An 18,688-nucleotide genomic window follows, 5' to 3' on the forward strand; every position below is an offset into this window, starting at 1 on the left:
ATACTATAAAAAACCTAATTTTAAATACAATAAATAGCTGTAAATCAAAACAATAAAACCTTAACTTAATGACATTGTGCACGCGCCACGCGAACCCAAAGCACCATCACCATACATTTTAAAGGAACGCACATTTAGATTATCTGTTTTATAAATTCCTTTTTTTAAGTATAAATCAATGTTTTTTTGATTTGCAGTAATCATTGCATATACATTAAGCTTCATCACTTTTGCCTTTTGCAAACTATCCATCAAGTGAATAATATCCGGATCCAATCCTGCATCATTTACGGTCGTCAATCCGTAATCAAACATCACTTTTTCGGCATCAAGCAAAGCGGCTATTTGTGTTTTACGAGTTGGTTTTGGAATTATTTTGAACACTAATTCCATTGGATTGTCTACTAAAATTCCCGTTGGCTCCCCGTTTGCAATTTCGATCTGACCACCATCAGCTTTCGTATCCTTTGTGATTCCTGCTAACTTCAAAGCTTTACTATTCACAATAATGGCATGACCGTCGATTCGATTTAAAACTACAGGAATATCAGGAAACGCAACATCTAAATCTGCTTTTGTTGGATATTTTTTGACTTTCCAATCGTTTTGATCCCAACCATTACCCACAATAAAGGTTGGATTTTTATCTTTTTGAAAAGCCTTTAAACGGGAAATTATTTCGTTCATGCTTTTGGTACCGCGCAAATCCGATTCCTGCAAGCTCAATCCATAGCTATAAAAATGGCAATGTGCATCAATCAGGCCTGGATAAATGAATTTGCCTTTCGCATCTATCGTATTCTTGGATTCATATTGTTTTGAAATTTCACCATTAGTCCCAATAGCGATAATTTTACCTTCATCGATTGCCATAGCCGAAGCTTTCTCAAAGGAGTTATTGACCGTGTAAATAGTGGCACCGGTAATAATGGTATCAACGGAAATCTTATTTTTTTGATCACACGAAATCAATAAAAATAAAACAAAGAATAAAGTAATATATCTCATAATAAACATTTTAGTTTTGCTAATATAAAGAACTCCTCCTAATTATTTTAGACAATGTGTAATTATAATGTTTTTTCAAATTCTAAACTGCTCTCGAAATATATTTCTCATAAAAAACGCTCTCAAAATGGAGAGCGTTTTATCTATTTATAAAATCTTAATTAATTGTATTTATGCTTTTGCATACGCATCATCATGCACACTTGCCACCGCTCTTCCAGACGGATCATTCATGTTTTTGAACGCTTCATCCCATTCCAATGCAATTTTTGTACTACACGCCACACTTGCTTCTTGCGGCACACACAAAGCGGCGGCATCACTTGGAAAATGCTCATGAAAAATAGAACGGTAATAATATTCCTCTTTTGAAGTAGGAGTTTGCAACGGAAATTTATATTTAGCATTTGCTAATTGTTCATCCGAAATTTCAACAGCTACAACTTCTTTTAATGTATCAATCCACCCATAACCTACACCATCACTAAATTGTTCTTTTTGTCTCCAAGCTACACTTGGCGGCAACATCTCTTCAAAAGCTTTACGAACCACCCACTTTTCCATAGGATGTTCTGCATTGATCATTTTATCTTGTGGATTAACGCGCATCGCCACATCCATAAATTCTTTATCTAAAAATGGCACACGTCCTTCAATTCCCCATGCTGCTAAACTTTTGTTCGCTCGTAAACAATCGTACATGTGCAATTTACCTAATTTACGTACGTTTTCTTCGTGAAATTCTCTCGCGTTTGGCGCTTTGTGAAAATACAAATATCCTCCAAAAAGTTCATCTGCTCCTTCACCTGATAACACCATTTTGATACCCATAGATTTAATAACTCTTGCCATCAACCACATTGGTGTCGACGCCCTTATTGTAGTCACATCATACGTTTCTAAGTTGTAAATTACATCTTTAATTGCATCTAATCCTTCTTGAATAGTGAATTTAATTTCGTGGTGAATGGTTCCAATATGATCCGCAACTATTTGCGCCGCAGCTAAATCTGGAGAACCATCTAATCCTACCGAGAAAGAGTGCAATTGCGGATACCAAGCATCGGCAACATCTCCGGATTCAATACGTTTTTGCGCATATTTTTTGGCGACAGCCGAAGTAATAGAAGAATCTAAACCTCCAGAAAGCAAGACACCATAAGGTACATCGCTCATTAGTTGTCTGTGAACCGCTGCTTCTAAAGCCACTTTAATTTCGTCAATGCTGGTTACGTTGTCTTTTACAGCATCATAATCTGTCCATTCTCTTTTGTACCATTGTACAAATTCGCCATCTTTACTTGACATATAATGTCCTGGAGGAAACAATTGAATTTTAGTACAATAGCCTTCTAATGCTTTCAATTCAGAAGCCACATAAAAAGTTCCGTGTTCATCCCAACCTATGTATAATGGAATAATTCCCATGTGATCCCGAGCAACAAAATACTCGTCTTTTTCGACATCATAAATAGCAAATCCAAAAATCCCATTCATTTCATCTATAAAATGAGGCCCTTTTTCTTTGTAAAGTGCTAGAATTACTTCGCAGTCACTTTCGGTTTGAAAGTTATATTTACCCTCAAATTGTTTACGTAATTCTCTGTGGTTGTAAATTTCACCATTTGCCGCTAAAACAAGTTGTTTGTCTTCACTGAACAACGGTTGTTTCCCTGAAGCAGGATCAACGATTGCCAGTCGTTCGTGAGACAAAATGGCTTTTTCATTACTAAAAATTCCACTCCAGTCCGGTCCACGATGACGGATAATTTTAGACATTTCTAATACTTGCGGTCTTAAAACTTCCGCTTTTTGTTTTAAATCAAAGGCACATACTATTCCGCACATAATTTTTTTGTTTAAAGTTTAAGGTTTGCTTCGCCTGTTCGAGTAAAACTCTCGAGTCAAGTTATGAAAGAAACCTGCTTTGTTCATTTTGATAGGGCAAAGATGGAGTTATAGTTCTAATTGAAAAACGCAAATACTATTTTTAGTTATAATTTATAACTAAAAAATAGTATTTGCGTTTAAAACGTAATTGAAAGGTGATAAAAATAGAATTGAAGTTGCGGATTGTAAAATGGGACGCGGATGAGACGGATGTAAATAACGGATTTTTATTTAATATCCTCAACCAAATACTTCGTACCATTTATCTCAAAAGTAAATCCTTCTTGATTTCCCATGAGTTTATTTCCCAAAGGAGATTGTGGTGATAATGCGATAATATTGATTCCTTCGACATTGATTTTAGGAAGTGCCACACTCAGGTACAAATAGATTCCGTTCGCTTTTACCAAGCTCCCCACAATAATGGTTTCGGCAACTGTGCCAGCATCAATTTTATCCAAAACTGTTTTTTGGTCCAGTACTTCTCTCAATTTACGATTGAGTTTTTCCTGCTCAATGTGCATCATAGACAAAGCGGTTTCATGTTTATCTCCGGCTGAACCTTTAGCATCGTTTTTAGAATCTTCGGTAAGTGCGACAATCATGTCTTTGAAAACATCGATTCGATCCTGAACTAATTGCAGGTAATGGGTATGTATTTTTTGTTTGAAAGTCATAAGTAGATTTACATGCCTGACAGGGTTCAAAACCCTGTCGGGCATTCAAAGTTTTTAAATAAAAAAAGCGAAGATTGTTTTACTTTTCGGCTCCTTCTCCTTCGGGGAGGCCTGGGGTAGGGATTAAAAATCAAATTTATAGTTCACGCCTAAAATCACCTGAAATCCCTGCACTGGATAATTTTGCCATTTTTGGTAGGCATTATTAGTGATATTATTGGCTCTGGCAAAAGCAGTCAATCGGTCGCTATATTTGTAACCAACATTTGCATTGACATCAAAATAAGACTTCAAAGTTACAGGAGCAGCGTTAGTCACCACATTGGTATTAACCTGAAAATCTTTTCGCTCGCCCACATAGAACACATTTGTACCAGCAAACCACTTCTCTGTTATGTTAACATCCAAGCTTGAATTTAATTTTATAGCCGGCAAATTCCACGCTTCTTGTTGAAAATCATTTGTAAAACTGCTAAAGCTTCCGTTGATTCCAAAAGTCACGTTCTTAGAAAAATCAGCTTTTACTTCACCATAAAAATTCAACGTTCTCATATCGTCATACACCACTTGAAAAGAATTCCCAAAAGCATAGTCCTGATTGGTTGCATTTTCATTGTAATCATTGCTTTTAAACAACGCCTTATTGCGCTCATTAATATATGAACCTCTTATATTATAACTCATATTATTAGTCAATTTCCCTTTTAATCCTGCAAAAACATCATACTGCTGATCCGTAGGTGCAATAGCGAGTGTTGGTGACAAAAAAGGATTTTCATCTACAAAGTCCTGGTACGAGTTTTGTTTTAAATTTCCTTCGGCTCCCGCATAAAAAATCATCAAATCACCAACAACATTATAGGAAGCGTTAAATTTTGGATACACAAAAAATTTATTATTGCTGTTTTGATTGTCCAGACTATAAAAAATAGCGGCACCAATATTCAGTGTCCAATCCTCCTCCTGCATCACAAAACTAGGTGCAATTCCCAGATTTGTAAAACCGTATTTGATTGGTTCTGTATTGGTATTTAAATAATTATTATTGAAACTTCCACCAACATAATCTATGATTAAGTCCGTTTTTACAGCACTATCCATCACATCAAATTCTACAGTTGGCTTGGCGTAAAACCTATTTTCTGAAGAATCAAAAATATCAGAAAAATGATTAAATTTTAGACTCATTTTATTAAAAAAACTTTCGTTAAAGGCTACATTCCCTCCTAACGTCAGCGTACTGTAGGATTGCTGCGGCCTGATTCCACTGATCAAGATTGCTCTGTCCTGAGGCGCCAGCGTAGTACCAAAATCAGCCGGTAATCCATACCAATTGTACGTTTGGTTTTGATATCCTAAATCCAGATTCCATGAAACTTCTTTTCGATTTGATCCATACATCAAATCAATCGAAGTGTCATAAAAACGATCGTCCAGAATCACCTTTTCAATACCCCCTTGGGAGGAGTGATGCCGAAACATGCCACCAATATAATCCGTAGCATTAAGGTCATGATTCACATATAATTCCCCTACAAAGGTTCCGTAATTCCCTACACCAAATGTGGCGTAGTTTTGAAACAAAACGGCTTCTTTTTCTTTCTCTACGCCTGCTGCTTTTCCTTTAGACGGCGTGAAAGTTGATGCTACCGGGAAAGAGAAAATAGTATACTTTACGGTTTCCTTTTTCGTATTATCTTCTTCGTCCAGCAACGGTGTTTCCTTCACTTTGAAAGCATCTAATATGGTTGGTGTGTAGGGCTTGACTACATTTACGGTCTCGGTACCTATTTGCTCTTTCTTTTGTGCAAATGAAACTTGAGAAACGAAAAGAAATAAAATCCCCAACCCAACGCTCCCCAAAGGGAACGGATCCGAAAACGTTACGCTATTATTTATAACCGATATTACTTTGTTTTTAAATGTCATGTTTTATTTTTTTACTGCTAACTTCCTACTGCTACTTTTTTTACTACTGCATTTTTAACCGGTACGTTACACTTCCCATTCTCCTTTTGCGAGGTATTGTGTTTTTCCCCCAATTTTAATATCAAACTGATTTTCAGCTAATTTTCCATCGAAATAAATCTGAGAGGCTCTGTTTATAAAATCGCCCTGATGATTAATCATTTGAATTTCCGGCGAGTGATATTTTAAAAGAAAAGCCTGTAAACACGTGCTCGCACTTCCCGTAGCCGCGTCTTCTATAAGCTGATTTGCTTCAATACAAAACATCCTGCTACTCAGCTTTTTTTCTACCAAACAATAAAAATACAACGCTCTATGACTGGTTTTGCAGTGTGCATGCAGCCATTCGTTCATTTTATCCTTATCAAGAATCAAATGCTCTAGTGCCTTTTTACTTTTAATAGGAACAATCACAAAAGCGCTTCCTGTAGTCACTTCCTGAATGGGAAATTCATCCTCAAAATCAGCTCTGCTTAAATTGCTGAAGGATAAAAAATCTTCCGTTAAAAAAGTATTCAAAAACTCCGGTTGAGCCGCCTGTAGCCAAACCAAATCTCCCGATTGATGTACCGGAATTTCACCAATTGGAACCGACAGCGAAATCTTTTCAGGTTTATTCTCAAATATTTTATGCATCAAAACCCATGATGTTCCTATGATTGGATGGCCTGCAAACTGCATTTCGTGGTCTGGTGTGAAAATCCTAATCGCAGCAGTTTTATTCTCCGGTTGAAGCTTAGTAATAAAGGTGCTTTCGGCAAAGTTGATTTCGCGGGCAATTGTCTGCAGCTGCTGGTCGCTCAAGGAATCAGCACCTAAAAAAACCGCGAGTTGATTGCCTGTATATTTATTCTCTGCAAAAACATCAACGATGTAAAAAGGTAGATTCATTCCGTATGTTTTTTTTTGTTTTCAGTTATTTTTTCGCGTTGATTTTGGTTGTTTTTCTAACTTCCACTCACAGCTTTATTTAGTTATCGATGCATTTGTTTTGGACTCTTCCGCTTTAATTCTTTCTAATTCAGTTTGTGCCTCTGAAACTACATCCTGAAAATCAGTAAAATTCTGAATGACGTTTTCTAAAATGTAAGTCGCCTGATAGCTGTCTTTGAGTCCGTAAAAATTTTTCGCCATTAAGACTAATCCTTTGGCTCCAAAATACTTATAGCTCGCATAATTTTCGGCTAATTTTTGAACGGCAACATTAGAAGCTTCAAAATTTTCTTCTTTATTTTTAAAATAAGCATCGTAGTACAGGGCTTCGGCCGCTAATTCCCCCTTAGCAATTGTCATTACTTTGGCATAAGCCGCTCGTGCTATGGCTTCATCACCAGTTTGCATTGCTGCGCGTGCAATGATAATTTGCGCATCACTTTTGACATTATCATCAGTCTTTGGATTCATTAAGACTTTCTCCGCGTACACTACTGAATTTGGATAGTCCTTATTTTCATAAAAACATTTCATCAGATTGGATTGTGCAAATGTTTTATTCTGAGAAACATCTGCTTCGTTTTCTAGACGGGACAATACCGGAATTGCTTTGTCATATTCCTTATTTTTCAGAAAAAACTGTGCCAAACGCACTAAAGATGGCTCCGTAAATTCACTTCTGGATTGGGCTATTACAAATTCATAATTAGGAATTGATTTGCTTTCAGATCCTTCAGAAAAATACAATTGCGCCAGGTAATAATTAGCCTTCAAGGCGTGTATTCCTGGGGAAAATTGACTTAAATACCCGCTGAAACCTGTAATTGCCTGTTTGGTATTGTTTTGTTGAAATTGTTTTTCGGCAGCTTCAAATGTATCATTATCCAGCTCTGCATCCGTGACAGCCACAAAATCTAGGGTACGTACCCAAATTGCATATTCATCTACTCGGCCCGTATCTACGTAAATTAATCGGGCTGCAGCTACTGCTTCTAATGCCTCCGGAGACCGAGGGAATTCAGCCGCTACTTTCTTAAACTTCACTACTGCCTGATCATTCCTGTCTGAATTAAAATAAATTAATCCCTGGCGCAAAATAGATTTTGAGGCAAAAGAACTCTTTTTGAATTCTGTATTCAGTTGCTCATACGCTTTTAAAGCCAAATCATTTTTATTTTCGGCAACATACGTATTCCCTAGTTCAAATAAAGCATCATCTCGGTAACCCGATTTTGGATACAATTGTAAAAAAGCATTCAATTCCTCTATTTTTTTATCGTTTTTATCCATAAATCCATAGGAAATTGCTTTTTGAAAATACGCATAATCCGCATCGACACTTTTAGAGGCTATCACTTTAGAGTACGCATCCATTGCGGGACCGTATTTTGAGGTTACAAAACGACAATCTGCCAAACGCAAATACGAATCATTCAAACGCACTTTATCCTCTGGTGCTTTTTCAATCTGATTTTCGAAATAATTTCCTGCCTGATCGTACTCTTTCAATTTGAAATAAGCATACGCAATCGTGTAATTGTGATTTTTATATTCAGGAGTTTTTGAGGCTTGTGCAAAGCCTGCAAATTGTTTGAAACTCAACAACGCATTTTTAAAATCATTCAAAACATATTCTGTTTCTGCTTTCCAGAAAGCCGCTCTGGCAGTAAAATACGGATCTTTCTGTTCGTTCATAGACTGCGTAAACATAGTCAAGGCTTCCGGATAATCACCGTCTGTATACAATTCTAACCCATTGAAAAAAGTAACTTTCTGGTACGCTAATTTGTTTTCAGGGGATCTGTTTTTTTCCAATATTACTAAGGCCTCTTTATAGTTTTTAGAAGAAATATAAGAATCAATCAAGAGTCTTTCTATTTCTGAACGGTTGGCATTATTGGGGTATTTCTTCAAAAAAGCATGCAAAATTGCAGGCACACTTTGATAGGAATTTCCAAGTTCATAGCTTAATTTAGCGTAATTCAAACCCGCATCTTCCTGTATTGCTTCGTCAAATGACATTTCCGACGCATTTTTGAAAGCATTTAAAGCTTGCTGTTTCTTGTTTGTATTGAGGTAACTTTCCCCCAAATGATAATAGGCGTTTTGTGCAACAAAATCTTTCCCACCTATGATTTTATTGAACTGAGAAATGGCATTTTCGTAGTCTTTTTGTTTGTAATACGCATATCCTAATTGGTAAAAATCCGTATTATTCCATCTTCCTTTTTTACCTTGATAAGCAACTAAATAGGGAATTGCGGTATCGTATTTTTTTAAATTAAAATAGCTTTCGCCAATGATTTTATTAAGTTCCGATTTTTCTAAAGGATTTGATTTGGCCATTGCTTTTTCCCCTAAATCAATTGCGTTTTGGAAATTTCCTAATTTAAAATTCATATCCGCCTGATAATAAGACAGTTTTTCCTTGTATTTTTCTTCTCCGGAAACGGCGTCAAAATATTTTGTCGCTTGCTTATAATCATCTCCTTCATAGGCCATAAATCCCAAGTAATATTTAGCTTGCGAACCATATTCAGGAGCATTCACCACTTTATTAAAATAAACAGTTGCCTCTTTTTTCTTTTTGGCATTAAAAAAACTATACCCTTTTTGAAAATTAAACTGGTCTTGTTCCTTTCTGCTCAGATTCCTTTCATCCACTTTGTCAAACCATTGCAGGGCTTGGGGATAATTTCCCAAACTAAAATGATACTGTGCCACCTCGATATACGCTTGATTTTGTTTGACACTCGTAGGATAATCCGAAACAAAGCGTTCCATCATCTGATCTGCATTGGCTTGATTAGTACGAATGGCGCAATTTGCCACATAATAGGCACAATCTGATTTTAATTCATCGGTGCCGGCGGATTCTTTTACTTTATTAAAAATAATTTGTGCCGATGCATATTGTTCTTCGTTAAACAACGAAACCGCTTTGTTGAAATCCTTTAAATCGTGGGTATAAATAGTTGATTTTTGTGCCGAAATACTGATAGTGCTACTAATGAAGAAACTACAGAAAAGCCAAGAAATTTTACGCATTGTGGTTTTATTTTAATAATTCAAATGTATTGCATTCTGATCTTTATAACGAATTGCGATTGGTTTTTATTATGAATATTTTTTTTTAACCGTTTATAATTTAACCTTCTTAAAACAGACTGACCAATTATTATACCTTTTAATAACCTGATCACCGGATCCGTTAACACAATAGTAACGGACAACGAGTTTTGGCTTAACACCTTAAAAATATCTTTACTTTAATAAATTTAAACATAAACATATAAAAAAAATGAAAGTTAATTACTATTTTATTTTATTGAGTACACTATGGTTTTTTACTATTAAAGCACAAGAAAACAGCACTTTAAATGGAATTATTACAGACGAATCAGGCAAACCTCTTATTGGTGCATCAATCAACATTAATACCACATCTAAGAACACGATAACTGATATTGCTGGAAGTTACCAATTGCAAAATATAAAATTCGGCACTTACACAATTCAAGTGGCCTATCTTGGTTACGAAAGCCAAAAAATTTCAATCTCCTTAAACCAATCCGAAACAACACAAAATTTTATTTTAAAAGAAAGTTCCTTTCAATTAGATGGTATTATTGTTACCGCCCAAAAAAGAGAACAATTAAATAAAGATGTTCCCATCGCCATTACCTCTTATGGGGGGAAATTTATTGAAAATTTAGGGATTTCAGAATATGATGCCTTTTCAGATTATGTTCCTGGATTACAAATCCAGATTCAAAGTGTAAATAATCCTGGGATCGTTATTAGAGGGATTACCAGTGATAGTGGGGATTCTCGAGTAGAACCACGCGTTTCAATTTTTCAAGATGGCGTTTCCATCAGTAAATCCAGAGGATCTGTAGTAGAGTTATTTGACATTGAACGCGTTGAAGTTCTAAAAGGCCCTCAGGGAACTCTTTTTGGCAGAGGTGCACAAATTGGTGCCATGCATATTATTCAAAACAAAGCTAAAAACGAAAATTCAGGAGAACTAAAAATAGGAACGGGTAATTACAACCAGTTCTCAATGAATGGGTTTGTAAACACTTCCCTTATTAAGGACAAACTATTTGTAAGAGTAGCCGGAATCCTGAGTAAAAGAGATGGTTTTATAGAAAACAGATCCGGAGGCAACTTGAATGGTAAAGAAACACTAGCTTTTAGAACTTCCTTAAAATATTTAATGAGTGATAAAACCAGTTTAGATTTAATTGCAAACTGGCAACAGGATACCCCACCGGGAACGGGTTTCAAAAGCGGAACTTATGCCCCTTTAGGCGGAACAACCAACCCAAATACCTTTGCGGACTTAGAAAGAGGAACCGAATTGGGGATCGACAGAAAAGTTTATGGTCTTACAGCGATATTGAAATCTGAAATCAATCCTAATTGGGATATGACCGCCACCACAGCTTACAGAGAATTTAAATCAGATGAAGCTTTTGATGCCGATGGTACGGCAGCTCCAGTGCTTTACTTTAGAGAAATTGCTGAAGGAAAACAATTCAGCCAAGAAATGAGATTTAATTTTAATGATAAAAATAAATTATCCGGTTTCGTTGGCGCAAATGCTTTTTACGAAAAAGGATCTCAAGCGGTTCCTTTTGAAGTAAATGAACAAAGTTATTTTGCCTTATTGGCAGCTAGAAACACACTAATCGTTAATGGCGTTCCTACCTTATACCCAAATATTCCAAACGACCCTGCTTTTGGTCCATTGGCAGGAGCTCCGCTTTTAGCTTTCAACAAAGAAAAATCAACCAATTTTGGAGAGAATTATTCTGGAGATATCTTCGCAGATGCATCTTATGATTTAACTGATAAATTGACTTTTACTTTGGGTGTAAGAGCTACTTTAGAAAATAGTAATGCCGGTTTAGAGGTTCAAAATGCAGATCAGCCTGGTGTATTGGGTAATTTTTTAGGAGTTTTTCCTAACAACTTATTTGCTCCTACAAATGGAAAACGTACTGCCAGCGAAACCTTCACCTCAGCTGTTGGACGATTTGCTATAAATTATGATATAACGGACCACATTACTCTTTTTGGGAATGTTGCCAGAGGCCGAAGACCTAACGTAATTAATGTTACCGCGAAAACTGTTAATGTATTATCGGATGAAACGGTATGGTCTTATGAATTTGGCGCCAAATCTCTCTTCCTAAACAACCGATTGCAATTTGACATCAATGCTTTTATATACGATTACAGCAATTTTCAAACGACTATCGCACGATTAGACGAACAGAATGGTTTAGTGATTCAGCCAAATGACAGCGGTTCTGCCTCAACTTTTGGTTTTGAAACGGCCTTGCAATATCAGTTTACAAAAAACAGTTCTTTCTTTGTCAATTATGCGTACATCGATGCTGCCTTTGATGAAACGGATTCAGACGGAAACCAACAACAATTGGCGGGAAATACTTTTCGATTGACTCCAAAACATTCCTTTTCTGTTGGTTTTAATTACAATCCATCTGTAAACACTATCTTAGACCTTTACCTTAGACCAAGCTATACATACAAATCGAAAGTGTTTTTTGAAGAAACAAATTTACCTAATATTTCACAAGCAGGGTATGGTCTTTTGAATATCAGAACAGGATTAACCATTAGAAAAAAATACGAAATAGGATTATTCATGACTAATCTTTTTGACAAAAAGTATATTATTGATGCCGGAAATACCGGTGGTGCTTTTGGAATACCAACTTTTATAGCTGGTGCACCTCAGTTCTATGGTGTACAAATGGCTGTTAAATTTTAACAAAAATGAAAAAAACAATAAACACACTACTTGCAGCACTCTTTTTTTGTACTTCTATTTTTAGCCAAGTAGGAATAAGCACAGTAGAAATATCCAGCTTAGATTCCTATCTCGCTACTACAGAGGCCAAAGTAATTGGAATCAAGCCAAACAATGCGGCTAAAATAATATGGGCTGATGGGTATGAAAACAAAAAAACAGCTGTTGCTTTTGTTTATTTGCATGGTTTTGGCGCTAGTCACCGTGAAGGAGAACCGGTTTTAAAAATGCTTTCTACACAATACAAAGCCAACATCTACCTCTCGCGTTTAGAGGAACATGGTATTTATCGTAAAAATACCTTTGAATTTCTTACGCCTGAAAACTATATTGCCTCTGCAAAACTAGCATTAGAAATTGGGAAAAAACTGGGAGAAAAAGTAATTTTGGTCAGCACCTCCACAGGGGGAACTTTAAGCTTGAAATTGGCATCCGAAGATCCTAGCATCTCGGGATTGATCCTCTATTCGCCTTTTGTCGATTTATTTAATCCTGCTATGGCGGGTATTATTCTGCCTGGTGGTAGAGAGAAATTCAAAGCAAACATCGGTGGCGATATGCAAACACAAAACCGCCCAGAGGAACAAGCTAAGTACTGGTCTACCAATTACCACGTCAATGGCTATGTTTCCTTAATCACTATGCTTAAGCAAAACATGACTGAAACTACATTTACAAAGGTCAAGTGTCCGGTTTTCTTAGGCTATTATTACAAAAACGAAAAAGAACAAGACCAAGTCGTTTCCGTTTCTGCCATGCATACAATGTACAACTCTTTAGGAACGCCTGAAAACAAAAAAACAAAAATAGCCTTTCCAGAAAGTGGGGATCATGTTATTGCTTGTGATTTACGTTCAAAGGATTGGCAAGGTGTTTATCAGGCTACGGTAGACTTTTTAAACCAAACAATTTTACAATAAAAACATGAATAAAATCATAATAACAGCAGTTTTAGCAATATGTACGCTAGGTTGCAAGGCTCAACAAGAAAAACAAACAGTCCAATTACTTCCTGGTGAAATTCAAACTCTCTTTAATTTTGATTTACAGGGGCATCGTGGAGCAAGAGGACTCTACCCCGAAAATTCATTAGTTGCCTTTGAAAACGCAATCAAATTGGGAGTAAACACCTTAGAGCTAGACGTAGTTGTTACAAAGGACGACCAAATACTGGTATCACATGATCCATTTTTCAATCACATAATTTGTTTGGATAGTTTGGGAAACACTATTAACAAGGAGGACGAATTAAACTTAAATATCTATCAGACTACTTATTCACAAATACGTCAATATGATTGTGGTAGCATCAAACATCCACAATTTCCGGAGCAGACTAATAGTAGGGGTTCAAAACCATTGCTGTTGGATGTAATTGCGCAGTCTGAACTTTTATCTGACCAAAAGATCTTCTATAATATTGAAATAAAAAGTACTCCAGAGGGGGACAATAAATACCATCCAACACCTCAGGTTTTTGCAGATTTATTTATTAAAACAATCCAAGGACGTATCCCTATGGAAAGACTAACAATCCAGAGTTTTGATTTTAGAGTACTGCGCTATATCCATCAAGCCTACCCTGATTACAAACTAGCGGCTCTGGTGTACAAAGATAGTGTCAAAACAAATTTAGATGCTTTGGGATTTATCCCAGACAGCTACAGTCCAGAACATACGCTATTGACTGCCGAAATTGTAGCGGAATTACAGGCCAAAGGAATGAAAGTTATTCCTTGGACTATTAATGAAGCAAGTCGGATGAAAACGGTTCTAGGTTGGGGAGTTGATGGCATCATAACGGATTATCCCGATAGAGGATTGCGCTTTAAAAAATAAGAACTTTCGTCTTGATTTCATTTGTTCCTTAAAGCAACAAAACTATCCTGTTTGGGTGAGGCTACTGAAAAGGTCCTTAACAAATTATATTTCATTAAAAGAGTAGAAAACCTTCATTTTCTACTCTTTTTTTATGCTAAAATAGGAACTTCAAGCAGCAATAAAGTGCGGATAAATTGGCTTTAAATAAAATTCGGACTTTCCCTTGTTTATACCTGTTTTTTGAAAATCCGTTGAATAGAATAGAATTTATTTTGAATAGAACCGTTATCTTGTTACTTTTACCCCATAAACAAACTGTATTATGTCACAATCTGTCCTGTCTTTAAAAAACGTTACTATTTTCCAAGAACAAAAAACTATTTTAGCTCATGTAAATTTGGAGGTAAAACATGGTGAATTCCTGTATATTATAGGAAAAACAGGTTCCGGAAAAAGCAGCTTAATGAAGACCTTGTATGGTGATTTGGCTTTAAAAGAAGGTGAAGGAAGTATTGTTGACTTTGATTTAGCCACCTTAAAAGAAGATGATATTCCGTTTTTGAGAAGAAAAATTGGAATCGTTTTTCAGGATTTCAAATTACTGCCGGACAGAACCATTAAAGACAATATGTTATTTGTCCTGAAAGCTACAGGCTGGACTGATGCTGATGAAATGCAGCGAAAAATTGATGAAGTGCTGGACAAAGTAGCAATGAAAGAGTTTGGCAACAAAATGCCACACCAAATTTCAGGTGGTGAGCAACAACGTGTTGCCATTGCCAGAGCTTTACTCAACGATCCTGAACTTATACTTGCCGATGAACCTACCGGGAATCTGGATCCACAAACCAGTGCTGAAGTCTTGGAAGTTTTAAAAAGCATCAATGCCAATGGAAAAACAGTCATTATGGCCACTCATGATTATGCGTTGCTTATGAAATTCCCTTCGAAAACATTAAAATGTGAAGACGAACGAATTTTTGAAGTAGTGCAACAGAGAGCCGTGTAATGCTTTCTATTCTTATCCCAATATACAATTATAATGTGTATCCTTTAGCATTGGAGCTGCGCAAACAATGTTTGGAATGCAATATTGATTTTGAGATTTTATGCCAAGATGATGCTTCTGATTCTTCCCTAAATATTTTTAATGAAAAAATAAATTTGCTTTCTCACTGCAGTTTTGTTTCATTAAAAGAAAACATTGCCCACAGAGAAAACAGGAATTCACTTGCCGAAAAAGCAAAATTTGAGTATTTACTTTTTATAGACGGGGATTCTACTATTGTGAATTCTGATTATATCAAAAGATATTTATCAAATTTATTTGATTTTGATGTGGTTTATGGAGGACGCTTGCATCCAGAAAAATGTCCTTCTGATAATCAAAAACTACGCTGGAAGTACGGAAGATTCATTGAAGATAAATCTGCTGCAAACAGAAAGACAAAACCCTACCACTCACTACTTTTTAATAATACCATAATTAAAAAAGTCTGTTTTGACACGGTACAATTTGACAAAACCATAAAAAAATACGGTCACGATGACACCCAACTCTCGTTTCAACTAAGCAAATTAAAATCCAAAGTAAGCCATATAGAAAACCCTGTTGAACATGGCGATTTAGACACTAATCTAGTGTATTTGAACAAGACCAAAGAGTCTTTAGAAAATTTAAATTTATTGTATCAGAAGAAAAAAATTGACATTGAATTTGTACGATTATTACAACTGTATCATTTTTTAAAAACAACCAAATCAACTTTTATTATTTCAAAAATAAATGCCGTTTTTGAAAAATTATTATTTAAAAACTTGACCGGAGAAAATCCTAATATACTGGTTTTTAATTTGTTCAGAGCAGGTTATTTATGCTCCATTGACTTTAAGAGCAGAACCTAAACTCCTTTTTTGAGTCCAATAAACAATTGATGCCAAGTTTGCATAATGGCATCGATGTGATATTTTTTACTCGATAATTTTGCCTTTTTTGCCATTTCACTTCGTAACACCTCGTTTTCGATTAAAATTTCTATAGCCGCTACATAATCCGATTCGTTCCCGTTTTCAATCAAAAATCCATCTTCTTTATGCGTGATTATTGCTCTTGGTCCGCAAGGACAATCGTAAGCAATACAGGGTAATCCGGAAGCCATTGCCTCAATTAACACCATTCCAAAACCTTCATATCGAGACGTCATCAGATAAAATGAAGCATCTAAATATTTTTCGTTAATATTCTGAACAGGTTCATAAAAAACTATATTATTTGAAACATCCAATTTTTGGGCAAGTTGTTTTAAATCGATATTTTCATTAGATTTTCCATAAATTTCCAATATCCAATCTGGATGTTTTAAAACCACTTTTTTCCAGATGTGCAACATGCTGTCAAAACCTTTTTCGTACGTATGTCGCCCTACCGCAATTACTTTTTTGTTTGTTAATTCACCAGATTTTTCCGTTACAAACCATAAAGGATTCGCAATAACCAGTGTGTTTTTTATGTTCCATTCTGAAATACTCTCGTTTGTTTCAACAACAAATCGATTGTATTTTTTTATTCCGTTTTTTTTCAGTTGTAAAACAAGATTCGAGAACAATTTAGTAAAACTGTTTGTCACAATTTCACTTTCTTCAATAAACCTGGAACTATGCATTTCTAGCACCAGAGGAATTTTATATTTTATAATAAAAGGAATTAAATATGCCTTTAGACCATTATCACAAACAAGTATAATATCCGGGTTTACAGTCTTAATACAACTGTTTAGTTTCTTACAATACGCTTTCAAAAAAGAAAGATTTTTTCCTTTTAAAATCATATCGTGAAAAGTGATCTTCTTATTAAAAGAATAAAACAAAGGAGAATGACCTCCGTTTTGAGTCAGAATAACAACTTCATAGCCTAATTGTTCAACCAGATAATTGGCTTTGACAGCAATAACTCTTGCCACACCTCCGGCGTTATTAATGTTAGGAACTACAAATAGCAACTTCATTTTTTTGATTTCAAAAATTCGTCATAATCTCTGATATAATCTTCTTCTTTAAACATATCTGAGGCTAAAACCAAGCAAACTGATCCCGAAGAAAAGTTTTGCAGTTCTCTCCAAATTCCTGTTGTAATAAGTAAACCTACGTTTGGTTTATTTAATAGGTAGCTTTTTTTCTCGATACCGTCATGAACAACCACCTCAAAACTACCGCTCAATGCAATTAAAATTTCTTGTTGCTGAATATGGGAATGACCGCCTCTAAAAGCAGTACTAGGCACATCAAAGAGATAGTAAATTCGTTTGAATTCAAATGGAATTACACCACTTTGAATGTAGGCTAAGTTTCCACGAACATCGTCTATTACAGGAATTTTTAATACTTGTACGTTTTCTACTGTTGTCATTTTCTGCTAATTTTCATTACATCTAACCATTGCATGCCTATATTTTCAATTGAGAAGGATTGTACGCTTGCCAATGCATTTTGTTTACAATGCTGATACAATACTTCGTCTTCAATGAATAAATTCATCGCTTCCGTCATTTTACTACCATTTTGATTTTCAACTAATAAACCATTTTCTTTATTTACAATTATTTCACTTGGACCGGCTAAGCAGTCAAAGGATATTACCGGCGTATTACAGGCTAATGATTCTAGTAGAACATTTGGCAGTCCTTCATTCAAGCTACTCAAAACAAAAAATTTAGCATTTTTCAGGTACTTAAACGGATTCTGTTTAAACCCTAAAAAATGAACTTTATCTCCCAGCTTTTTTTCTTTTACTAACTTTAAAAGAATATTTTTTCTTTTGCCTTCCCCTAATAAAACCAAATGTATCCCTTTTTGGGATAAAGTCGAATGGGCATACGCTTCAATTAATTTATCAAATTGCTTGATATTAGTTTCCATTTGACCTATCCCAATAATATACTTGAAGTTAAGTGAAACAGGTTCTTCACTCTTCCTGACAATTTCCTCAATATCTATAGGGTTGTAAATGGTAATTGCGTTTTTCAGCTGGTGCTTTCGCGCTATTAACTCTTTCGATTGATTAGAAACACTAACCACTTTATAACAATTTCCATACATGTATCGGGTAAGCACCGACCAATTGGGCATATAATGATTAATCAAATAACTGTGCACGGTGAAAATAGTATTGGTTTTATAAAGCCATTTTGAAATTAATAATTCTTGAATGGGTTTTATCCTAAATCGGAAATCAATAATAAAATCAAATTCATGCTCTTTCAAATAGTTCTTCAAAAATAAAAACCGACTGAATTTATTTAAAAAACCGTTGGTTTTGTTTTTCATTTTACCCAAATTGACTAATTTTCCGGCATAGGAATAGGAAACGGCATCCAGGACAATAATAGTATGAACTTCTATGCCCTGTTTTTCAAAAAAAAAGGATAAAACAGCCATCACTTTTTCAGCACCTCCATCACTTAATCGGTACCCTATTAATGCGATTTTATATTTTTTATTGGGTATTATCATTCTCAATTTGTTATTTTCGTCTCAAATATAACGCTTTTAA

14 protein-coding genes are annotated in these 18,688 nt (G+C 35.4%); 5 read left to right on the forward strand and 9 right to left on the reverse strand.

What is annotated here, in order from left to right; genetic code table 11:
• Nucleotides 1-60: 60 nt before the first annotated feature.
• The 6 genes from EKL95_RS11465 to EKL95_RS11490 form a co-directional block, all read right to left on the reverse strand.
• The gene (locus EKL95_RS11465) at nucleotides 61-1,008 is read right to left on the reverse strand and encodes an amidohydrolase (RefSeq protein WP_126564262.1); all 948 of its coding nucleotides are present in this window, start codon (nucleotides 1,006-1,008) and stop codon (nucleotides 61-63) included.
• Between the two features lie 171 nt (nucleotides 1,009-1,179).
• Nucleotides 1,180-2,856 (reverse strand): asparagine synthase B, encoded by a 1,677-nt coding sequence (gene asnB / locus EKL95_RS11470; protein WP_126461053.1) that lies wholly within the window; start codon nucleotides 2,854-2,856, stop codon nucleotides 1,180-1,182.
• Nucleotides 2,857-3,125: 269 nt separating this feature from the next.
• On the reverse strand, nucleotides 3,126-3,575 hold the full coding sequence (locus tag EKL95_RS11475) for a hypothetical protein (protein ID WP_126564263.1): 450 nt from the start codon (nucleotides 3,573-3,575) through the stop codon (nucleotides 3,126-3,128).
• A 123-nt stretch (nucleotides 3,576-3,698) separates the two neighbouring features.
• On the reverse strand, nucleotides 3,699-5,504 hold the full coding sequence (locus EKL95_RS11480; RefSeq protein WP_158614862.1) for a TonB-dependent receptor: 1,806 nt from the start codon (nucleotides 5,502-5,504) through the stop codon (nucleotides 3,699-3,701).
• Between the two features lie 66 nt (nucleotides 5,505-5,570).
• Nucleotides 5,571-6,434 carry a PhzF family phenazine biosynthesis protein gene (locus EKL95_RS11485; RefSeq protein ID WP_126461071.1) on the reverse strand — a complete coding sequence of 288 codons (864 nt, stop codon included), beginning with the start codon at nucleotides 6,432-6,434 and terminating at the stop codon, nucleotides 5,571-5,573.
• A gap of 75 nt (nucleotides 6,435-6,509) precedes the next feature.
• Complete coding sequence (locus EKL95_RS11490; RefSeq protein ID WP_126564264.1) at nucleotides 6,510-9,524, reverse strand: tetratricopeptide repeat protein; 3,015 nt, start codon at nucleotides 9,522-9,524, stop codon at nucleotides 6,510-6,512.
• A 253-nt stretch (nucleotides 9,525-9,777) separates the two neighbouring features.
• Between EKL95_RS11490 and EKL95_RS11495 the strand changes: the two genes are divergently transcribed.
• From EKL95_RS11495 to EKL95_RS11515, 5 genes are all read left to right on the forward strand, one after another.
• Nucleotides 9,778-12,279: a TonB-dependent receptor gene (locus EKL95_RS11495; protein ID WP_126556292.1), complete on the forward strand. Its 2,502-nt coding sequence runs from the start codon at nucleotides 9,778-9,780 to the stop codon at nucleotides 12,277-12,279.
• A 5-nt stretch (nucleotides 12,280-12,284) separates the two neighbouring features.
• Complete coding sequence (locus EKL95_RS11500; protein ID WP_126564265.1) at nucleotides 12,285-13,238, forward strand: alpha/beta hydrolase; 954 nt, start codon at nucleotides 12,285-12,287, stop codon at nucleotides 13,236-13,238.
• 4 nt (nucleotides 13,239-13,242) lie between these two features.
• Nucleotides 13,243-14,157, forward strand: coding sequence for a glycerophosphodiester phosphodiesterase (locus EKL95_RS11505; protein ID WP_126564266.1), 915 nt, complete (start codon nucleotides 13,243-13,245; stop codon nucleotides 14,155-14,157).
• Between the two features lie 304 nt (nucleotides 14,158-14,461).
• Nucleotides 14,462-15,148: a cell division ATP-binding protein FtsE gene (locus EKL95_RS11510; protein WP_126461087.1), complete on the forward strand. Its 687-nt coding sequence runs from the start codon at nucleotides 14,462-14,464 to the stop codon at nucleotides 15,146-15,148.
• Nucleotides 15,148-16,044 carry a glycosyltransferase family 2 protein gene (locus EKL95_RS11515; RefSeq protein WP_126564267.1) on the forward strand — a complete coding sequence of 299 codons (897 nt, stop codon included), beginning with the start codon at nucleotides 15,148-15,150 and terminating at the stop codon, nucleotides 16,042-16,044. The genes EKL95_RS11510 and EKL95_RS11515 overlap by 1 nt, the downstream gene beginning before the upstream one ends.
• On the opposite strand, the gene EKL95_RS11520 is transcribed toward EKL95_RS11515, so the two are convergent.
• The 3 genes from EKL95_RS11520 to EKL95_RS11530 are packed head-to-tail and all read right to left on the reverse strand — an operon-like array spanning nucleotide 16,041 to nucleotide 18,648.
• Nucleotides 16,041-17,144, reverse strand: a complete 1,104-nt coding sequence (locus tag EKL95_RS11520; protein ID WP_126564268.1) for a glycosyltransferase family 4 protein — start codon at nucleotides 17,142-17,144, stop codon at nucleotides 16,041-16,043. The genes EKL95_RS11515 and EKL95_RS11520 overlap by 4 nt on opposite strands.
• On the reverse strand, nucleotides 17,141-17,545 hold the full coding sequence (locus tag EKL95_RS11525; protein WP_126461096.1) for a sugar 3,4-ketoisomerase: 405 nt from the start codon (nucleotides 17,543-17,545) through the stop codon (nucleotides 17,141-17,143). Before EKL95_RS11525 ends, EKL95_RS11520 begins: the two co-directional genes overlap by 4 nt.
• Nucleotides 17,542-18,648 (reverse strand): glycosyltransferase, encoded by a 1,107-nt coding sequence (locus EKL95_RS11530; RefSeq protein ID WP_126564269.1) that lies wholly within the window; start codon nucleotides 18,646-18,648, stop codon nucleotides 17,542-17,544. The genes EKL95_RS11525 and EKL95_RS11530 overlap by 4 nt, the downstream gene beginning before the upstream one ends.
• Nucleotides 18,649-18,688 lie beyond the last annotated feature (40 nt).

Origin of the sequence: Flavobacterium sp. LB2P53, assembly GCF_003970305.1 — a bacterium.
GTDB lineage: Bacteria > Bacteroidota > Bacteroidia > Flavobacteriales > Flavobacteriaceae > Flavobacterium.